This is a genomic window from Streptomyces sp. NPDC046712 (genome assembly GCF_040645695.1).
Classification (GTDB): Bacteria; Actinomycetota; Actinomycetes; order Streptomycetales; family Streptomycetaceae; genus Streptomyces.
In genome coordinates, this window is the sequence record NZ_JBEYYW010000025.1 from 69822 (window position 1) to 86169 (window position 16348).

Below are 16348 nucleotides of genomic sequence, written 5' to 3' on the forward strand. Positions count from 1 at the left end.
GCGTGCGGCCCCTTCGCCCCGCCGATCCGTCGTCGATCGCCGGATACCGCCTGCTCGGCCGGCTCGGCGCCGGCGGCATGGGTGTCGTCTACCTCGCCCGGTCCGGCGGCGGCGCGCTCGCCGCGGTCAAGCTGATCCTCGCCGAGCACGCCGCCGACCCCGGCTTCCGCGAGCGGTTCCGGCGGGAGGCCCGGGTCGCCGAGCGGATCACCGGCCGCTGGGTGGTCCGGGTCCTCGGCTCCGACCCGGAGGCCCGGGAGCCCTGGCTGGCCACCGAGTTCGTGCCCGGACCCTCGCTCGCCGAGGCCGTCGGCCTGCACGGCGCCCTGCCCGAGCCGACCGTACGGGCCCTGGGCGCCCGGCTCGCCGACGCGCTCACGGACATGCACGAGGCCGGACTCGTCCACCGGGACGTCAAGCCCGGCAACGTCCTCCTCGCCCTCGACGGACCACGCCTGATCGACTTCGGCATCGCCCGGTCGGCCGGGGCCACCGCCCTCACCGCCACCGACGCGATGATCGGCACGCCCGGCTTCCTCGCCCCCGAGCAGGCCCGCGCCGGCGGCGCCGGCGAGGTCGGCCCGCCGAGCGACGTCTTCTCACTGGGGTGCGTGCTCGCGTACGCGACCACCGGCCGACGCCCCTTCGGTACGGGCGGGGTGGCCGCGGTCGTGTACCGCACCGTCCATGAGGAGCCCGACCTCGACGACGTACCGGAGGCGCTGCTCCCGCTGGTGACCGCCTGTCTCGCCAAGGACCCCGCGGACCGGCCCACGGCGGCGGAGGTACGGGCCCGGCTCGGACGGGCCGAGGGCCCGGCGGGCGACTGGCTGCCGCCCGGTCTTCCCGCGCTGATCGCCGAACGCTCCACGCGGGTCCTCGACCTGCCCGTGGCGGAGCCGACCGTCGTCGTGCCCTCCTCCGAGCCGGCCCGCATCTCGCCGTCACGGCGGCGCTTCCTGATGCTCGGATCCGCGACCGCCGTCGCCGGGGCCGGCGGGCTGACGGCCTGGATGGTGAACCGCACACCCGGGAGTCCGGGCTCCGGCGGCTCGCCCACGGCCCTGCCCACGTACACGATCGGCGTCCAGACCGATCTGAGCGGCCCGCGCAGCGCGGACGGGCGCGCCCAGGAGCGCGGGGCGAAGCTGGCCGCCGAGACCTTCAACAGCCGCGCCGACCGGCCCTTCGACCTGGCGGTGAAAGTCCGGGACGACGGAGGAGACCCGAGCCGGGCCACCGCCGTGGCGAAGGAGTTCGTGAAGGACCTCGCCGTCGTGGCCGTGCTCGGACCCACCACCCGCGAGACCGTGGTCCCCGTCGCAGACATGTACGACAAGGCCGTCCTCGTCTGCGCGACCGTGGCCGTCGGCATCGACCAGGTCGAACTCGCCGGTCAGACCACCCACCCCACCTACCGCGAACTGCGCGTCGGTCACGACATGCTGCAGTTGCCCTTCACCAGCGTCGCCATCGCGCTGGGCGCCGGGCGGATGGCGGTGGTGGACGACCGGGCGGGGGGTGACTACAGCTGGCGCACGGTCAAGTCCGCGCAGACCGCCATGACCCAGGTGGGCAGGACGCTGACGGTCCACCAGGTCGGTGCCACCTCCGACGACTTCGGACCGGCGGTGCGCGAGGCCCTCGCCACCCGCCCCGACGCGGTGCTCTACGCCGGCGTCTCCCAGCGCCGGGCCGGGCTGTGCGCCAAGGCCCTGAAGCAGCAGGGGTACGGCGGCCTGCGCGGCGGCGTCGAGTACGCGCTGGGGCCGGAGTTCCTCTCCGTCGCGGGCCCGGCGGCCGAGGGCTGGTACTTCGGCACCAGCTATGTCGATCCGGCGCTGGTACCGGCCGCCAAGGCCTTCACCGCCGCCTACCGCAAGCGCTGGGGGCTGTCGGGCGCGGCGCCCGTCGACCGGTTCGCCGCGGAGGCGTACGACGCGGTTTCGGTGCTGGCGGAGCGCATGACGGGTCTGGTGGCGAGCCAGAACCCGGCCACCAGGCGGATCGCCCTGCGGGGGGCGATGCGGGTGTTCACGTACCAGGGGATCACGAAGAGGTACGGCTTCGACGAACAGAACGTGATGATGTTCAAGTACCACACCGAGGCGTTCCTGTACCGGATCGAGCGGGGCGCCCCGCGCTTCCTCGGTCAGTTCGAGAAGGTGGCGGACGACCTGAAGAAGGGGCGTACGAAGCAGTGAAGGGCGCGGCCTCGGAGGCCGCGCCCTTCACCCGTACCGCTTCCGTCAGCCGACGACGGTCCAGGTGTCGTTCCCCGCGAGCAGCTGCCCGAGGTCGCCCTTGCCGTGCTGCTCGATCGCCGTGTCCAGCTGCTCGGCCATCAGCGTGTCGTACACCGGCCGCCGCACCGAACGGAACACCCCGATGGGCGTCTGGTGCAGCGTGTCCGGGTCGGCGAGCCGCGAGAGAGCGAACGCGGTCGTCGGGGAGGTGGCGTGCGCGTCGTGGACGAGGACGGCGCTCTCGTTCTCGGGGGTGACCGTGACGACCTTCAGGTCGCCCGTGGCCGGGTCCCGTACGACTCCCTTGTCCAGCGCGGTGCCGAAGCGGATCGGCTGCCCGTGCTCGAGACGGATGACGGCCTCCTGGGCCTGGTCCTTGTCCTTGAGGACCTCGAAGGCGCCGTCGTTGAAGATGTTGCAGTTCTGGTAGATCTCCACCAGCGCCGTGCCGGGGTGGTCGGCGGCCTGGCGCAGGACCTCGGTGAGGTGCTTGCGGTCGGAGTCGACCGTCCGGGCCACGAAGGACGCCTCCGCGCCGAGCGCGAGCGACACCGGGTTGAACGGCGCGTCCAGGGACCCCATCGGGGTCGACTTGGTGATCTTGCCCAGCTCGCTGGTCGGGCTGTACTGCCCCTTCGTCAGACCGTAGATCCGGTTGTTGAAGAGCAGGATCTTGAGGTTGACGTTGCGCCGCAGCGCGTGGATGAGGTGGTTGCCGCCGATGGAGAGCGCGTCGCCGTCACCGGTCACCACCCAGACCGACAGGTCGCGGCGCGAGGTGGCCAGGCCCGTCGCGATGGCCGGGGCGCGGCCGTGGATGGAGTGCATCCCGTACGTGTTCATGTAGTACGGGAAGCGGGAGGAGCAGCCGATGCCGGAGACGAAGACGATGTTCTCCTTCGCCAGGCCGAGCTCGGGCATGAAGCCCTGTACGGCGGCGAGGACGGCGTAGTCGCCGCACCCCGGGCACCAGCGCACCTCCTGGTCGGACTTGAAGTCCTTCATCGACTGGGCGGCTTCGGCCTTGGGAACGAGGTTCAGGAGCGACTCACTCATCGATGGCCTCCTTGAGTGCCGAGGCGAGCTGCTCGGCCTTGAACGGCATTCCGTTCACCTGGGTGTGGCTGCGGGCGTCGACGAGGTACTTCGCCCGGACGAGGGTGGCGAGCTGGCCCAGGTTCATCTCAGGGACGACCACCTTCTCGTACTGCTTCAGGACCTCCCCGAGGTTCTTCGGGAAGGGGTTGAGATGGCGCAGGTGGGCCTGGGCGATCGGCTGTCCGGCGCGGCGCAGGCGGCGGACGGCCGCCGTGATCGGCCCGTAGGTGGAGCCCCAGCCGAGGACGAGGGTCTTCGCGCCGTCCGGGTCGTCGACCTCGATGTCCGGGACCTCGATGCCGTCGATCTTGGCCTGCCGGGTGCGGACCATGAACTCGTGGTTGGCGGGGTCGTAGCTGATGTTGCCGGTGCCGTCCTGCTTCTCGATGCCGCCGATGCGGTGCTCGAGGCCGGGCGTGCCGGGTACGGCCCACGGCCGGGCGAGGGTCTGCGGGTCGCGCTTGTACGGCCAGAAGACCTCGGTGCCGTCCGCCAGCTCGTGGTTCGGGCCGCCGGCGAACTGGACGCGCAGGTCGGGGAGTTCGTCCACGTCCGGGATCCGCCAGGGCTCGGAGCCGTTGGCGAGGTAGCCGTCGGAGAGCAGGAAGACCGGCGTGCGGTACGTGAGGGCGATCCGGGCGGCCTCGACGGCCGCGTCGAAGCAGTCGGCGGGGGTCTTCGGGGCCACGACCGGGACCGGGGCCTCGCCGTTGCGCCCGTACATGGCCTGGAGGAGGTCGGCCTGCTCGGTCTTGGTCGGCAGGCCGGTCGACGGGCCGCCGCGCTGGATGTCCACGACGAGCAGCGGCAGCTCCAGGGAGACCGCGAGGCCGATCGTCTCGGACTTGAGCGCCACACCCGGGCCGGACGTGGTGGTGACGGCGAGGGAGCCGCCGAAGGCCGCGCCGAGCGCGGCGCCGATGCCGGCGATCTCGTCCTCGGCCTGGAAGGTGCGGACGCCGAAGTTCTTGTGCTTGCTGAGCTCGTGCAGGATGTCCGAGGCCGGGGTGATCGGGTACGACCCCAGGTAGAGCGGCAGGTCGGCCTGGCGGGAGGCGGCGATCAGGCCGTACGACAGGGCCAGGTTCCCGGAGATGTTCCGGTACGTGCCGGTGGGGAACGCCTTCGTGGCCGGGGCGACCTCGTAGGAGACGGCGAAGTCCTCGGTCGTCTCGCCGAAGTTCCAGCCGGCCCGGAACGCGGCCACGTTCGCCTCGGCGATCTGCGGCTTCTTGGCGAACTTCTGGCGCAGGAAGGTCTCGGTGCCCTCGGTCGGCCGGTGGTACATCCAGGACAGCAGCCCGAGCGCGAACATGTTCTTGGAGCGCTCGGCCTCCTTCCGGGACAGGCCGAAGTCCTTCAGGGCCTCGATCGTCAGCGTCGTCAGCGGGACCGGGTGGACCCGGTAGGCCGCCAGCGAGCCGTCCTCGAGCGGGGAGGTCTCGTAGCCGACCTTGGCCATGGCGCGCTTGGCGAACTCGTCCGTGTTGACGATGATCTCGCCGCCGCGCGGCACGTCGCCGATGTTGGCCTTGAGGGCGGCGGGGTTCATCGCGACCAGCACGTTCGGGGCGTCGCCCGGGGTCAGGATGTCGTGGTCCGCGAAGTGCAGCTGGAAGGACGAGACACCCGGCAGCGTGCCGGCGGGGGCACGGATCTCGGCGGGGAAGTTCGGCAGCGTCGAGAGGTCGTTCCCGAAGGACGCCGTCTCGGAGGTGAACCTGTCACCTGTCAGCTGCATACCGTCACCGGAGTCACCGGCGAACCGGATGATCACCCGATCGAGTTGCCGGACTTCCTTCTCGTCGCCGTGGCGGGGCGCTGCCGGGGCGCTGCGCTGCTCCCCGACCAGGGCCTCACCGGCCTCGCTACTGACCTGGCTGGTCACTGAACTGGACCTCCCTCGCGGCAAGGGTCTCTCCGCCAGAGGCGGGAGAAGGCTCGGGGAACGGTCGGCCTGACCGGCCGTCCCGTGGCCCACCCTACGACGGTAAGGGGGGCCTTCCCGGGACTTCTCGCATGGTGGACCTCGTTTTGAGATGCCCCTTTGTCATGGATCGTCACGTTCTGTCGCCCCCCTGAGCCCTCGGGAAAGTCGCGTTCCACTCGTCCTTTGGTACTAGGTCCCGCTTGGTTCGGTATGAAGCCTCGCTGTGGCCGGATCCCCGGGGGTGTTATCTGACAGGGTGTCAGGTCGTCAGGAGTTCAGGTAGGTCAACACCGCGAGTACCCGGCGGTGATCCCCGTCACTCGGAGACAGGCCCAGCTTCAGGAAGATGTTGCTGACGTGCTTCTCCACCGCGCCGTCGCTCACCACCAGCTGTTTCGCGATCGCCGAGTTCGTCCGTCCCTCGGCCATCAGCCCCAGGACCTCGCGCTCGCGCGGGGTCAGGTTCGCGAGCACGTCCTGCTTACGGCTCCGGCCGAGCAGCTGCTGCACGACCTCGGGGTCCAGCGCCGTACCGCCCCGGGCCACCCGGACCACGGCGTCCACGAACTCGCGGACCTCGGCGACCCGGTCCTTCAGCAGATAGCCCACGCCCCGGCTGGAACCGGCCAGCAGTTCTGTGGCGTACTGCTCCTCCACGTACTGCGAAAGGACCAGGACCCCTATCCCCGGGTACTCCTTGCGCAGCCGCACGGCCGCGCGCACCCCCTCGTCGGTGTGCGTGGGCGGCATCCGCACGTCCGCGACCACCACGTCCGGCAGCGCGTTCTCACCGGCGAGACCGGCCACGGTCTTGACCAGGGCCTCTCCGTCGCCGACTCCGGCGACGACGTCGTGCCCCCGGTCGGTCAACAGCCGGGTCAGCCCCTCACGAAGCAGCACCGAATCCTCGGCGATGACCACACGCACCCTGTCCGCCACGTCTTCCACGACCCTGAAGCCCCCATGTCGATGTTGCCGATGAGGCCCCAGCATCGCACTCCACCCCCCACCGCGCGGGCATTCACCTTCAGGGCGCCGGGGTTGTGGGCAGGCGTTCCGCAGGGCGGAACGGGTGGGCACAACCCCACGACGGCGCCGCACCTGTGGGCACCGTACGGACCGGGGGCCTGGGCCCGGCAAGGGCGCCGTCCCGTGTGCCCACCCGTCCCGCCCCAGCGGGACAGTGGCCCACACGGGGGGTGGCCGGGGGAAGGCACGGGGAGGGGGCGCGGTCCCGTGTGCCCATCCGTCCCTCCCTCTAGGGCTTCGGCCTGGGGGGACCCCCACGCGGGACGATTGCCCACACGGGGCGGGGGGTCAGGCTCGCCAGGGGAGCTCCGCAGTGATCGTCGTCGGACCACCCGCCGGCGACGCCACCGCCAAAACCCCGTCGACCGCGTCAAGCCGCTCCGTCAGACCGGCAAGCCCACTCCCCGCCCCCACGTCCGCCCCACCCCGCCCGTCGTCCCTGACCTGCAGCATCATCCGGTCGCCGGCCCGCCACACATCCACCCAGGCGCGCCGGGCACCGGAGTGCTTGGACACGTTCTGGAGCAGCTCGGACACGGTGAAGTACGCGATGCCCTCGATCGCGGGCACCGGCCGGGCCGGGAGATCGACCTCCACCGACACCGGGACCGCGCAGCGGGACGCGACCGCCGACAGCGCCGCGTCCAGGCCGCGGTCCGTCAGCACCGCCGGGTGGATGCCCCGCGCCAGGTCGCGCAGCTCCTGCAGCGCGGTCTTCACCTCGCCGTGCGCCTCCTCCACCATCCGCGCCGCCGCCTTCGGGTCCTCGGTCAGCTTCTCCTTCGCCAGACCCAGATCCATGGCCAGCGCGACGAGCCGGGCCTGGGCGCCGTCGTGCAGATCGCGCTCGATCCGGCGCAGATCGGCGGCGGCGGTGTCCACGACCACGCCCCGGTCCGTCTCCAGCTCCGTGACCCGCGTCGCGAGCCGCGACGGGCCCAGCAGCCCGGAGACCATCAGCCGGTCCACCGTGGTCAGCGCGCGGATGACCCACGGCCCGGCGACCACGAAGACCAGGCCGACGGCGCTGGTGACGGCGATCTCGAACGGGGAGTCCAGATAGAAGGCGTGCGTCCGGTCGCCGTACAGCTGGATACCGTCCTGGCCCGCGTACATCGGGAAGACCCACTGCCACGCGGGGTACGTGAACAGGGCCCAGCCCCAGACCCAGAAGGCCACCGAGACCGAGAAGGCGAAGATCGCCCACGGCATGTGGAGGATCGCGTACAGCAGGTGCCGCCAGGACGCGCCGCTCTTCAGCATCGCCCCCATCCACGACATCGCCCCGCCCGTACGGCCCCGCACCGGCTCGGGCGCCGCCACGTCGAGGCCGAGCAGACCACGCGCCCGGACCCGCTCCAGTGCGCCGAAGCCGCGGCACATGGCGAGCCCGCCGGCCAGGACCGGGATGCCGAGGAAGGTGATCAGGAGCCCCGCGCCCGCCGAGACCATGGCGATGGAAAGGGCGAAGTACACGCAGCTCAGCGGCAGCCCGAGCACCAGATGGCCGAACTCGCGCCAGGTGCGGGCCTCGAACGGCGCGCGGATCGCGGCGGGGAGGCGGTGGGTGGCAGCCATCGCTGAAGTCCGTTTCTGCTCGGGGAGGTCGACGGAGGTCGATGCCTCAAGGGTTCCGGTCCGGCGCGTTCCGGACCATGAGGAAGGTGGGCGTCTCGGGCGGGGGGTTTTCCCTACCTCAGGGCGGCTCAGGGCCAGGCCCCACAGCTCAGGCCCCCGGCAGCCCCGTCACCTCGCGCCCCGCGCTCACGCGGTCGGTCTGGCCCGCCACGGCAGCTCCGCCGTGACCGTCGTCGGGCCGCCCTCCGGCGAGTCGAGGACGAAGAGCCCGTCGACCGCCCCCAAGCGCTCCGCGAGCCCCGCCATCCCCGTTCCGCGGTCCAGCCGCGCCCCGCCGCGCCCGTCGTCCCGTACCTGCAGCAGCAGCCGGTCCTCCCGGCGCCACACCTCCACCGAGGCGGAACGTGCCTGCGCATGCTTGGACACGTTCTGGAGCAGCTCGGACACCGTGAAGTAGGCGATGCCCTCGATGGCCTCGGCCGGCCGCTCGGTCAGATCGACGGTCACCTTCACCGGGACGGTGCACCGCGCGGCGATCGACGACAGCGCGGCATTGAGCCCCCGGTCGGTGAGGACCGCCGGGTGGATGCCGCGGGCCAGGTCGCGCAGCTCCTGAAGCGCCAGCTTCACCTCGCCGTGCGCCTCGTCGACCATGGCCGCGGCCGCCTCCGGGTCCTCAAGGAGCTTCTCCTTCGCCAGGCCGAGTCCCATGGCCAGCGCGACGAGCCGGGCCTGGGCGCCGTCGTGCAGATCGCGCTCGATCCGGCGCAGATCGGCGGCGGCGGTGTCCACGACCACGCCCCGGTCCGTCTCCAGCTCGGCGATCCGCCGCTCCAGCTCGTCCGAGGGCGAGAGCAGACCACGGACCATGGCCCGGTCCGCGTTGGAGAGCCCGCGGGAGATGAACGGCAGCACGGGCCAGAGCACGATGAGCGAGACGAGGATGACGGTGAACGTCACGATCCCCCAGGGCAGCCGGATGAACATGTACAGCTGCGTCCGCCACGCCACCGGGTCCTTCAGCGCCGCCCACAGCCAGGGGAAGAAGCCGTGCCGGCGGGGGAGCGGGCTGGGCTCCTCCACCCGTACACCGAGCAGCCCCCGGGCCCGCGCCCGCTCCGCCCGCCCCATGCCACGCGCGCCGGCGAGACCGAGGGCCAGCAGGGGCAGACCGATCACCGTGACGGACAGCCCCACACCGATGGCGACCGACGCCACCGCGTACACGAAGCCGACCAGCGCGATCGGCAGATTGGCCAGGAGGAAGGAGATCTCCTTCCAGGTGTGCCGGCCGTAGGAGAGGCGGGCGGGCGGCAGCCGGTCGCTGTCAGGGGTATCGGTGTCGACGCTCATGCGCCAAGACTGCCGGTCGGCGGTGATCGCACGCCATGGGGTTCGTGGGTGAGCCGGAGTAGGGATATCCCCACTCCGCCGCTCTGCTCACTCCGTGACACGACCGCTTACGGGCTCTTTAACAGGGCCTAGACTCCGGAGCGTACAGATCGTCGAAACGGGCAGGGAGCGAGGGGTGGACGTGCCGGATCCGACCGTACGGGCGGGACTCGGACTCGCGGCGGACTACTTCCAGTCGTACTCCGTCGTCGGACTGATGGCCGCCATCGGCATGCTCTTCGTCGCCGTCGCGTTCGGCGCGGGCCGTCTGCTGCGGCCCGTGGTGCCGACGCCGGAGAAGCTGCTGACGTACGAGTGCGGCGTCGACCCGGTGGGTGAGGGCTGGGCGCACACCCAGGTCCGCTATTACGTGTACGCCTTCCTCTACGTGATCTTCGCGGTCGACTCGATCTTCCTCTTCCCCTGGGCGACCGTGTTCGCCGCGCCCGGCTACGGCGCGACGACGCTGGTCGAGATGTTCATCTTCCTCGGCTTCCTGGCCGTGGGACTGCTCTACGCGTACAAGAAGGGCGTCCTGACATGGACGTGACCCCGACTCCGATTCCGCTTCCGGCTCCGAAGCTGGGCCCGCTCGCCCGCCTGGCCCCCGAGCCGATGAAGGTGGTCCTGAACTGGGGCCGCCGCTACAGCCTGTGGGTCTTCAACTTCGGCCTCGCCTGCTGCGCGATCGAGTTCATCGCCGCGTCGATGGCCCGGCACGACTTCATCCGTCTCGGCGTGATCCCCTTCGCGCCGGGGCCGCGCCAGGCCGACCTCATGATCGTCTCCGGCACGGTGACGGACAAGATGGCGCCGGCGGTGAAGCGGCTGTACGAGCAGATGCCCGAGCCCAAGTACGTCATCTCGTTCGGCGCCTGCTCGAACTGCGGCGGGCCGTACTGGGACTCGTACTCCGTGACGAAGGGCGTCGACCAGATCATCCCGGTGGACGTGTACGTGCCGGGCTGCCCGCCGCGCCCGGAGGCGCTGCTCCAGGGGATCCTGAAGCTCCAGGAGAAGATCGCCCGGGAGTCCCTGGCCTCGCGCTACTCGTCCCCGTCGGTCGGCCAGCTGACCAGCGGTCTGGTGCCTCCGCCGGGAGGCACGGCGTGAACGCGAACGTGAACGCGAATGCGTACGACAGCCTTCCCGAGTCCGTCACCGAGGTCTTCGGTGAGGAGGCGACGGCGGAGCGGGCGTACGAGCTGCTGACGGTCGACGTGCCGGTGGGCTCGTGGATCGCGTCGCTCGAGATCGCGCGCGACAAGCTGGGCTGCACGTACTTCGACTGGCTGAGCGCGGTCGACGAACCGGGCGTGGGCTTCCGGGTCTGCGCGCACGTGGTGGCGCTGGAGGGGCGCGTGGTGCGCCGCCTGCTGGTCCGCACGACGGTCCCGCACGCGGCCGCGACGCTGCCCACGGCCGTGGACGTCTACGCGGGCGCGGCGTGGCACGAGCGCGAGACGCACGAGATGTTCGGCGTCGAGTTCACGGGCCACCCGAACCTCGTCCCGCTGCTCCTCCCCGAGAACTTCGAGGGCCACCCGCTGCGCAAGGACTTCGTGCTGGCCGCGCGCGTCGTGAAGGCGTGGCCGGGCGCGAAGGAGCCGGGCGAGTCGGAGCACGGCGGCCCGAAGCGCCGGCAGATGCTTCCCCCGGGCGTCCCGGACCCCAACGACTGGGGCCCCCTCAAGGGCCAACTCCCCCCGGCCCCCGCCCGCCCGGCCCGCACGGCCCGCGCGGCGACCCCACCGGGCGACCGCCCGGTCCGCCGCACCCGCACCACAACGGAAGGCTCCGCAAGCCAGGCCCCCGCCCCCGGCACCGAGCCGGGCGCGCCCGCGCCCGCCGCCACCCCGCGCCGCGCCCGCACCACGGCGGACGGCTCCGCCAGCCAGACGGGCACGCCGGCGACGGAAGGCTCGGTCGCGCCGGAGGCAACGGGCCCGACAGAGCCCGCCACCCCGTCCACGCGCCCGCCCCGCCGCAGCCGCACCACGGCGGACGGCTCCGCCAGCCAGACGCCGCCACCGGCGACGCCTGCGGGCTCGCCCGAGGAGGGTTCCATCGGCCAGGAGGGTGCGTCCGCCCCGCCGCCGCGGACCCGCAGCGCGGACGCCCCCTGGCACCACGCCCGCCCGGCGTTCGACGCCGAGGCGCCCCAGCCTCCGTCGACCCCCGAGGCGGCACCGACCCCCGAGGCCGAGCCCGCCCCGCAGAAGGCACCCAGCCCGGAGGCCGAGTCCGCCCCGAAGGCGGCGCCGGCCCCCAAGGCCGAGCCCGCCCCGAAGGCGGCAGCCAGCCCGGAGGCGGAGTCCGCCACGGAGGGGGCACCGGCCCCCGGGGCCAAGCCCGCTCCCGAGGCGGCACCGGCTCCCGAGGCGGCACCGGCCCCCGGAGCAAAGCCCGCCCCCGAGGCCCAGCCCGCTTCCGAGGCGGCACCGGCCCCCGGGGCAAAGCCCGCCCCCGAGGCCGAGCCCGCCCCCGACGCGGCGCCCGCCCCCGACGCGGCGCCCGCCCCCGACGCGGCGACCGCCCCCGACGCGGCGACCGCCCCCGACGCGGCACCGGCCCCCCACGACGCACCCCAGACCGACCATCACCCCGACACCACCGACACCACCGGAGGCGAAACCGCGTGAACGACGCACTCGACGTCGCCCTCCGGCTGCTCGTCGTCTTCGCCGTGTTTCTCGTGCTGCCCCTCGTCATCGGGCAGACCGAGCACAAAGTCATGGCCCACATGCAGGGCCGCCTCGGGCCCATGTACGCCGGTGGATTCCACGGGTGGGCCCAGCTCGTCGCCGACGGGGTCAAGTTCGCGCAGAAGGAGGACGTGGTCCCGGCCAACGCCGACCGCCGGATCTTCCAGCTCGCGCCCGCCGTCGCCCTCCTCCCGTATCTCCTCGTCCTCGTCGCCATCCCCATCGGCCCCAGCGAAGGAGCCGTCGGCCAGCTGGTCGACGCCGGCATCTTCTTCGTGCTCGCCGTCATGGGCGTCGGCGTCCTCGGCAGCCTCATGGCCGGCTGGGCCTCCGCCAACAAGTTCTCCCTGCTCGGCGGCCTCCGCACCGCCGCCCAGCTGCTCGCCTACGAGCTCCCGATGCTGCTCACCGCCGCCTCCGTCGCGATGGCCGCCGGCACCGTCTCCCTCCCCGGCATCCTCAACGCCTTCGAGTGGTGGTGGCTGCCCTGGCAGATCGTCGGCGCGCTCGTCTTCTTCGTCGCCGGCCTCGCCGAGCTCCAGCGCCCGCCGTTCGACATGCCCGTCGCCGACTCCGAGATCATCTTCGGCGCGTACACGGAGTACACCGGCCTCCGCTTCGCGCTGTTCCTCCTCGCCGAGTACGCCGGCATCGTCGTCCTCTGCGGCCTCACCACCGTCCTCTTCCTCGGCGGCTGGCACGGCCCGTTCGGAGCCGACGGACTCGGCTGGGTCTGGACCCTCCTCAAGACCGCGATCCTCGCCTTCGTCGTCATCTGGCTCCGCGTGAGCTACCCCCGGCTCCGCGAGGACCAGCTCCAGAAGCTCGCCTGGACGACCCTCGTCCCGCTCGCCCTCGCGCAGATCGCGCTCACCGGCATCGTGAAGGTGGCGATCAACTGATGTCCCCGATCCCCGGTTCCGGCCTCGCCAAGGGCCTCGCCGTCACGCTTCGCACGATGACGAAGAAGAGCGTCACCGCGCAGTACCCCGACAAGCAGCCCGAACTCCCGCCCCGCACCCGCGGCGTCATCGGGCTCTTCGAGGAGAACTGCACCGTCTGCATGCTCTGCGCCCGTGAATGCCCCGACTGGTGCATCTACATCGACTCCCACAAGGAGACGGTGCCCGCCGCCACCCCCGGCGGCCGCGAGCGCAGCCGCAACGTCCTCGACCGCTTCGCCATCGACTTCGCCCTCTGCATGTACTGCGGTATCTGCATCGAGGTCTGCCCCTTCGACGCGCTGTTCTGGTCGCCCGAGTTCGAGTACGCGGAGACGGACATCCACGAACTCACCCACGAGCGCGACAAGCTCCGCGAGTGGATGTGGACGGTCCCGGAACCGCCCGCGCTCGACCCGCGCGCCGAGGAGCCCAAGGAGATCGCCGCGGCCCGCAAGGCGGTGGAGAAGGCCGCCGCCACAGCCGCCGCCGCCGCAGCAGCCGCCGCCCAGGCGCAGGAAGGGGACCAGCAGTGACCCTCGCCGCCACCGCCCCCGCCTTCCTCTCCCCGTCCGGCGTAGAGATCGCCTTCCTCCTCGTCGGCCTCGTCACCCTCGGCGCGGCCGTCGTCACCGTCACCACCCGCCAGCTCGTCCACGCCGCGCTCTGGCTGGTCGTGACGCTCGGCGGCCTCGCCGTCGAGTACCTCCTCCTCACCGCCGAGTTCATCGCCTGGGTCCAGGTCCTGATCTACGTCGGCTCCGTCGTCGTCCTCCTCCTCTTCGGCCTCATGCTCACCAAGGCCCCCATCGGCCGCTCCCCGGACGCCGACTCGGGTAACCGGCCCGTCGCCCTCGCGGTCGCGCTCGCCGCGGCCGCCGCGCTCGTCTGGGTGGTCGTCGACGCGTTCCGTACGACCTGGATCGACCTGGACGGACCGGCCCAGGGCTCCACCCAGGTGTCCGGCGAGATCCTCTTCCGGCACTGGGTGCTGCCCTTCGAGGCGCTCTCCGTCCTCCTCCTCGCCGCGCTGGTCGGCGCGATCGTCCTGTCCCGCAAGAACGCCAAGGAGGCCCGGGACTGATGCATCTCGCCTACCCCGCCGTCCTCGCCGCCCTGCTCTTCTGCGTCGGCCTCTACGGCGTCCTCGCCCGCCGCAACGCGATCCTGGTCCTGATGTCCGTCGAGCTGATGCTCAACGCCGTCAACCTCAACCTGGTCGCCTTCGACGTCTGGCTCCGCGACGCCCTCCACGCCGGCCAGGCGCTCACCCTCTTCACCATCGCCATCGCCGCCGCCGAGATCGGCATCGGGCTCGCGATCGTCCTGATGGTCTACCGCAACCGCGGCACCTCGGACGTCGACCGGCTGCGCGACACGGTGGAGGCCACCTCCGACGAGCCGACCCCCTCCTCCGACGCCGACGAGAAGGCCGAGGCCACCGCGTGACCACCACGACCCTCGCCTGGCTCGTCCCCCTCCTTCCCTTCCTCGGCTCCGTCGCCGGCCTGCTCCTCGGCCGCACCGCGCCCGGCTTCGTCCGGCCCCTCGCCGTGCTTCCGACGCTCGCCGCGGCCGTCCTCGCCGTGATCGTCGCCGTCCGCCAGGGCGGCGGGAAGACCATCGAGGCCGCCACCCAGCTCACCCCGACCGGCTCGGTCCCGATCGACCTCGCCCTGTACATCGACGGCTTCGCCGCCCTCGCCGCCGTGCTGGTGGGCGTCGTCGCCACCTGCGTACAGATCTACTCGACCGGGTATCTCCGGGACGACCCGCGCTACCCCTCGTACGCCGCGCTCGTCTCCCTCTTCACCGCCGCGATGCTGCTCGTCGTCTACTCCGGCGACCTGATGGTGCTCCTGGTCGGCTGGGAGATCATGGGCATCTGCTCGTACTTCCTCGTCGGCCACTACTGGGAGACCCCCGAGGCGCGGGCGGCCTCCCTCAAGGCCTTCCTGGTCACCAAGCTCGGCGACGTCCCCTTCCTGATCGGCCTCTTCGCGCTCGCCACGGACGCGGGCACGTTCCGGATCGACGGGATCCTCGGCGCCGTCGCGGCCGGCGGGCTCGACCACCCCACCCTCATCGCGCTGCTTCTGCTCGCCGGTGTGGCGGGCAAGTCGGCGCAGTTCCCGCTGCACACCTGGCTCCCCGACGCCATGGCCGGCCCCACCCCCGTCTCCGCGCTCATCCACGCGGCGACGATGGTCGCCGCCGGTATCTACTTCGTGGCCCGTCTGCTGCCCGTCTTCGCCTCGTCCGCGGCCGCGCTGACCGTGCTCGCCGTGATGGCCGCGGTGACCATGGTCGGCTCGGCGCTCGCCGCGCTCGCGCAGGACGACATCAAGCGCGTCCTCGCCTACTCGACCATCGGCCAGCTCGGCTACATGGCGGGTGCCCTGGCCGTCGGCGACCGCGGGGCCGCCGTCTTCCACCTCCTCTCCCACGGAGCGTTCAAGGCGCTCCTCTTCCTCGCCGCCGGCGCGATCATCCACGCCGCCGGTACGAACTCCCTCTCGGCCATGTCCCGGATGAGCGGCCTGACCAGGCGGATCCCCGACGCGTACTGGACGATGACCGTCGCCCTCCTGGCGCTCGCCGCCCTGCCGCCGTTCGCCGGCTTCTTCTCCAAGGAAGCCGTCCTCGTCGCCGCCGAGCACACCGCCCTCGGGGACCGCACCGTCGCACCCGCCGGAGCCGGCTGGACCGTCCTCGTCGCCGGTCTGCTCACCGCTCTCCTCACCGCCGCCTACGCGGCCCGGCTGTGGCTGCTCGCCTTCCGGGGCCGGGGCGCCGAGGCCCCCGACCACGGCAGCCAGCCGCTCGCCATGACCACCGTCCTGTGGGTCCTCGCGATTCCCTCCCTCGGCTTCGGTCTGAGCGTCACGTACCTCGACGACTGGTTCGACAGCGACGCCCTCACCCCGACCGCCACCACCGCGGTCCTCGGCACGGGCCTCGCCCTCGTCGGCGCCGTCGTCACCTACGCGGTCTGGCGCACCCTCACCGCGAAGGCCGCGCAGGCCCCCGCCCGCGAGCCGGTCGCCGCGCACGTCGCCCACCCCGACGCCGAGGCGGGCCAGGTCGAGGCCGAGGCCCTGCACCTGCCGCACCCCGCGAAGGACCCGACCGACCCGGGACGCGTCCTGCTCGGCCCGCTGCACCGCCACGCGGCAACCGGCTTCCACCTGGACGCCCTCTACGCCGCCGTGTTCGTCCGCCCCGTCCTGGCCGCGGCCTCTCTGGTCCGCTTCCTGGACCGCGAGGTCGTCGACACGTACGTGAGCGGCGCGGGCACCGGCACCCAATGGCTCGGATGGCTCGTCCGCCGTGCCCAGACCGGCAACGTGCAGACCTACCTCAGCGCCCTGCTCGCCGGCTCCGTCGTCCTGGCGCTCGCCGCCGTACTCGTCGCCGCCGGAGCGTGAG

14 protein-coding genes are annotated in these 16348 nt (G+C 72.3%); 9 read left to right on the top strand and 5 right to left on the bottom strand.

Annotation, left to right across the window (positions count from 1 at the left end; all coding sequences use genetic code 11):
- Positions 1-2 precede the first annotated feature (2 nt).
- Complete coding sequence (locus ABZ939_RS28020) at positions 3-2204, top strand: bifunctional serine/threonine-protein kinase/ABC transporter substrate-binding protein (protein ID WP_361860868.1); 2202 nt, start codon at positions 3-5, stop codon at positions 2202-2204.
- A 45-nt stretch (positions 2205-2249) separates the two neighbouring features.
- On the opposite strand, the gene ABZ939_RS28025 is transcribed toward ABZ939_RS28020, so the two are convergent.
- From ABZ939_RS28025 to ABZ939_RS28045, 5 genes are all read right to left on the bottom strand, one after another.
- On the bottom strand, positions 2250-3302 hold the full coding sequence (locus tag ABZ939_RS28025) for a 2-oxoacid:ferredoxin oxidoreductase subunit beta (protein WP_361860871.1): 1053 nt from the start codon (positions 3300-3302) through the stop codon (positions 2250-2252).
- Positions 3295-5232, bottom strand: coding sequence for a 2-oxoacid:acceptor oxidoreductase subunit alpha (locus ABZ939_RS28030; protein WP_361860874.1), 1938 nt, complete (start codon positions 5230-5232; stop codon positions 3295-3297). Before ABZ939_RS28030 ends, ABZ939_RS28025 begins: the two co-directional genes overlap by 8 nt.
- 309 nt (positions 5233-5541) lie before the next feature.
- Positions 5542-6201 carry a response regulator transcription factor gene (locus ABZ939_RS28035; RefSeq protein ID WP_361861032.1) on the bottom strand — a complete coding sequence of 220 codons (660 nt, stop codon included), beginning with the start codon at positions 6199-6201 and terminating at the stop codon, positions 5542-5544.
- A gap of 390 nt (positions 6202-6591) precedes the next feature.
- Positions 6592-7881, bottom strand: coding sequence for a sensor domain-containing protein (locus ABZ939_RS28040; RefSeq protein WP_361860877.1), 1290 nt, complete (start codon positions 7879-7881; stop codon positions 6592-6594).
- 186 nt (positions 7882-8067) lie between these two features.
- Positions 8068-9234 (bottom strand): sensor domain-containing protein, encoded by a 1167-nt coding sequence (locus ABZ939_RS28045; RefSeq protein WP_361860880.1) that lies wholly within the window; start codon positions 9232-9234, stop codon positions 8068-8070.
- 181 nt (positions 9235-9415) lie between these two features.
- Here ABZ939_RS28045 and ABZ939_RS28050 point away from each other — a divergent pair, with 181 nt between their 5' ends.
- Genes ABZ939_RS28050 through ABZ939_RS28085 form a run of 8 tightly spaced genes read left to right on the top strand, consistent with a single transcriptional unit; the run spans position 9416 to position 16347 of the window.
- Entirely contained in the window at positions 9416-9823 is a 408-nt protein-coding gene (locus ABZ939_RS28050) for an NADH-quinone oxidoreductase subunit A (RefSeq protein WP_361860883.1), read from the top strand.
- A complete protein-coding gene (locus tag ABZ939_RS28055) occupies positions 9814-10386 on the top strand; it encodes an NADH-quinone oxidoreductase subunit B family protein (RefSeq protein ID WP_361860886.1) in 573 nt (190 codons plus the stop codon). Before ABZ939_RS28050 ends, ABZ939_RS28055 begins: the two co-directional genes overlap by 10 nt.
- The gene (locus ABZ939_RS28060) at positions 10383-11915 is read left to right on the top strand and encodes an NADH-quinone oxidoreductase subunit C (protein ID WP_361860889.1); all 1533 of its coding nucleotides are present in this window, start codon (positions 10383-10385) and stop codon (positions 11913-11915) included. The genes ABZ939_RS28055 and ABZ939_RS28060 overlap by 4 nt, the downstream gene beginning before the upstream one ends.
- Positions 11912-12880: a complex I subunit 1 family protein gene (locus tag ABZ939_RS28065; protein ID WP_361860892.1), complete on the top strand. Its 969-nt coding sequence runs from the start codon at positions 11912-11914 to the stop codon at positions 12878-12880. Before ABZ939_RS28060 ends, ABZ939_RS28065 begins: the two co-directional genes overlap by 4 nt.
- Positions 12880-13455 (top strand): NADH-quinone oxidoreductase subunit I, encoded by a 576-nt coding sequence (locus ABZ939_RS28070; RefSeq protein WP_361860895.1) that lies wholly within the window; start codon positions 12880-12882, stop codon positions 13453-13455. Before ABZ939_RS28065 ends, ABZ939_RS28070 begins: the two co-directional genes overlap by 1 nt.
- Positions 13452-14003 carry an NADH-quinone oxidoreductase subunit J gene (locus ABZ939_RS28075; protein ID WP_361860898.1) on the top strand — a complete coding sequence of 184 codons (552 nt, stop codon included), beginning with the start codon at positions 13452-13454 and terminating at the stop codon, positions 14001-14003. Before ABZ939_RS28070 ends, ABZ939_RS28075 begins: the two co-directional genes overlap by 4 nt.
- Positions 14003-14368, top strand: a complete 366-nt coding sequence (gene nuoK / locus ABZ939_RS28080) for an NADH-quinone oxidoreductase subunit NuoK (protein ID WP_361860901.1) — start codon at positions 14003-14005, stop codon at positions 14366-14368. The genes ABZ939_RS28075 and nuoK overlap by 1 nt, the downstream gene beginning before the upstream one ends.
- Positions 14365-16347 (top strand): NADH-quinone oxidoreductase subunit L, encoded by a 1983-nt coding sequence (locus ABZ939_RS28085; protein WP_361860904.1) that lies wholly within the window; start codon positions 14365-14367, stop codon positions 16345-16347. The genes nuoK and ABZ939_RS28085 overlap by 4 nt, the downstream gene beginning before the upstream one ends.
- Position 16348 lies beyond the last annotated feature (1 nt).

What these genes read in the sequence shown, in the direction of transcription:
- ABZ939_RS28025 (WP_361860871.1), bottom strand. Translation starts at nt 3,302, where the DNA reads ATGAGTGAGTCGCTCCTGAACCTCGTTCCCAAGGCCGAAGCCGCCCAG.
- ABZ939_RS28040 (WP_361860877.1), bottom strand. Translation starts at nt 7,881, where the DNA reads ATGGCTGCCACCCACCGCCTCCCCGCCGCGATCCGCGCGCCGTTCGAG.
- ABZ939_RS28045 (WP_361860880.1), bottom strand. Translation starts at nt 9,234, where the DNA reads ATGAGCGTCGACACCGATACCCCTGACAGCGACCGGCTGCCGCCCGCC.
- ABZ939_RS28055 (WP_361860886.1), top strand. Translation starts at nt 9,814, where the DNA reads ATGGACGTGACCCCGACTCCGATTCCGCTTCCGGCTCCGAAGCTGGGC.
- ABZ939_RS28070 (WP_361860895.1), top strand. Translation starts at nt 12,880, where the DNA reads ATGTCCCCGATCCCCGGTTCCGGCCTCGCCAAGGGCCTCGCCGTCACG.
- nuoK (WP_361860901.1), top strand. Translation starts at nt 14,003, where the DNA reads ATGCATCTCGCCTACCCCGCCGTCCTCGCCGCCCTGCTCTTCTGCGTC.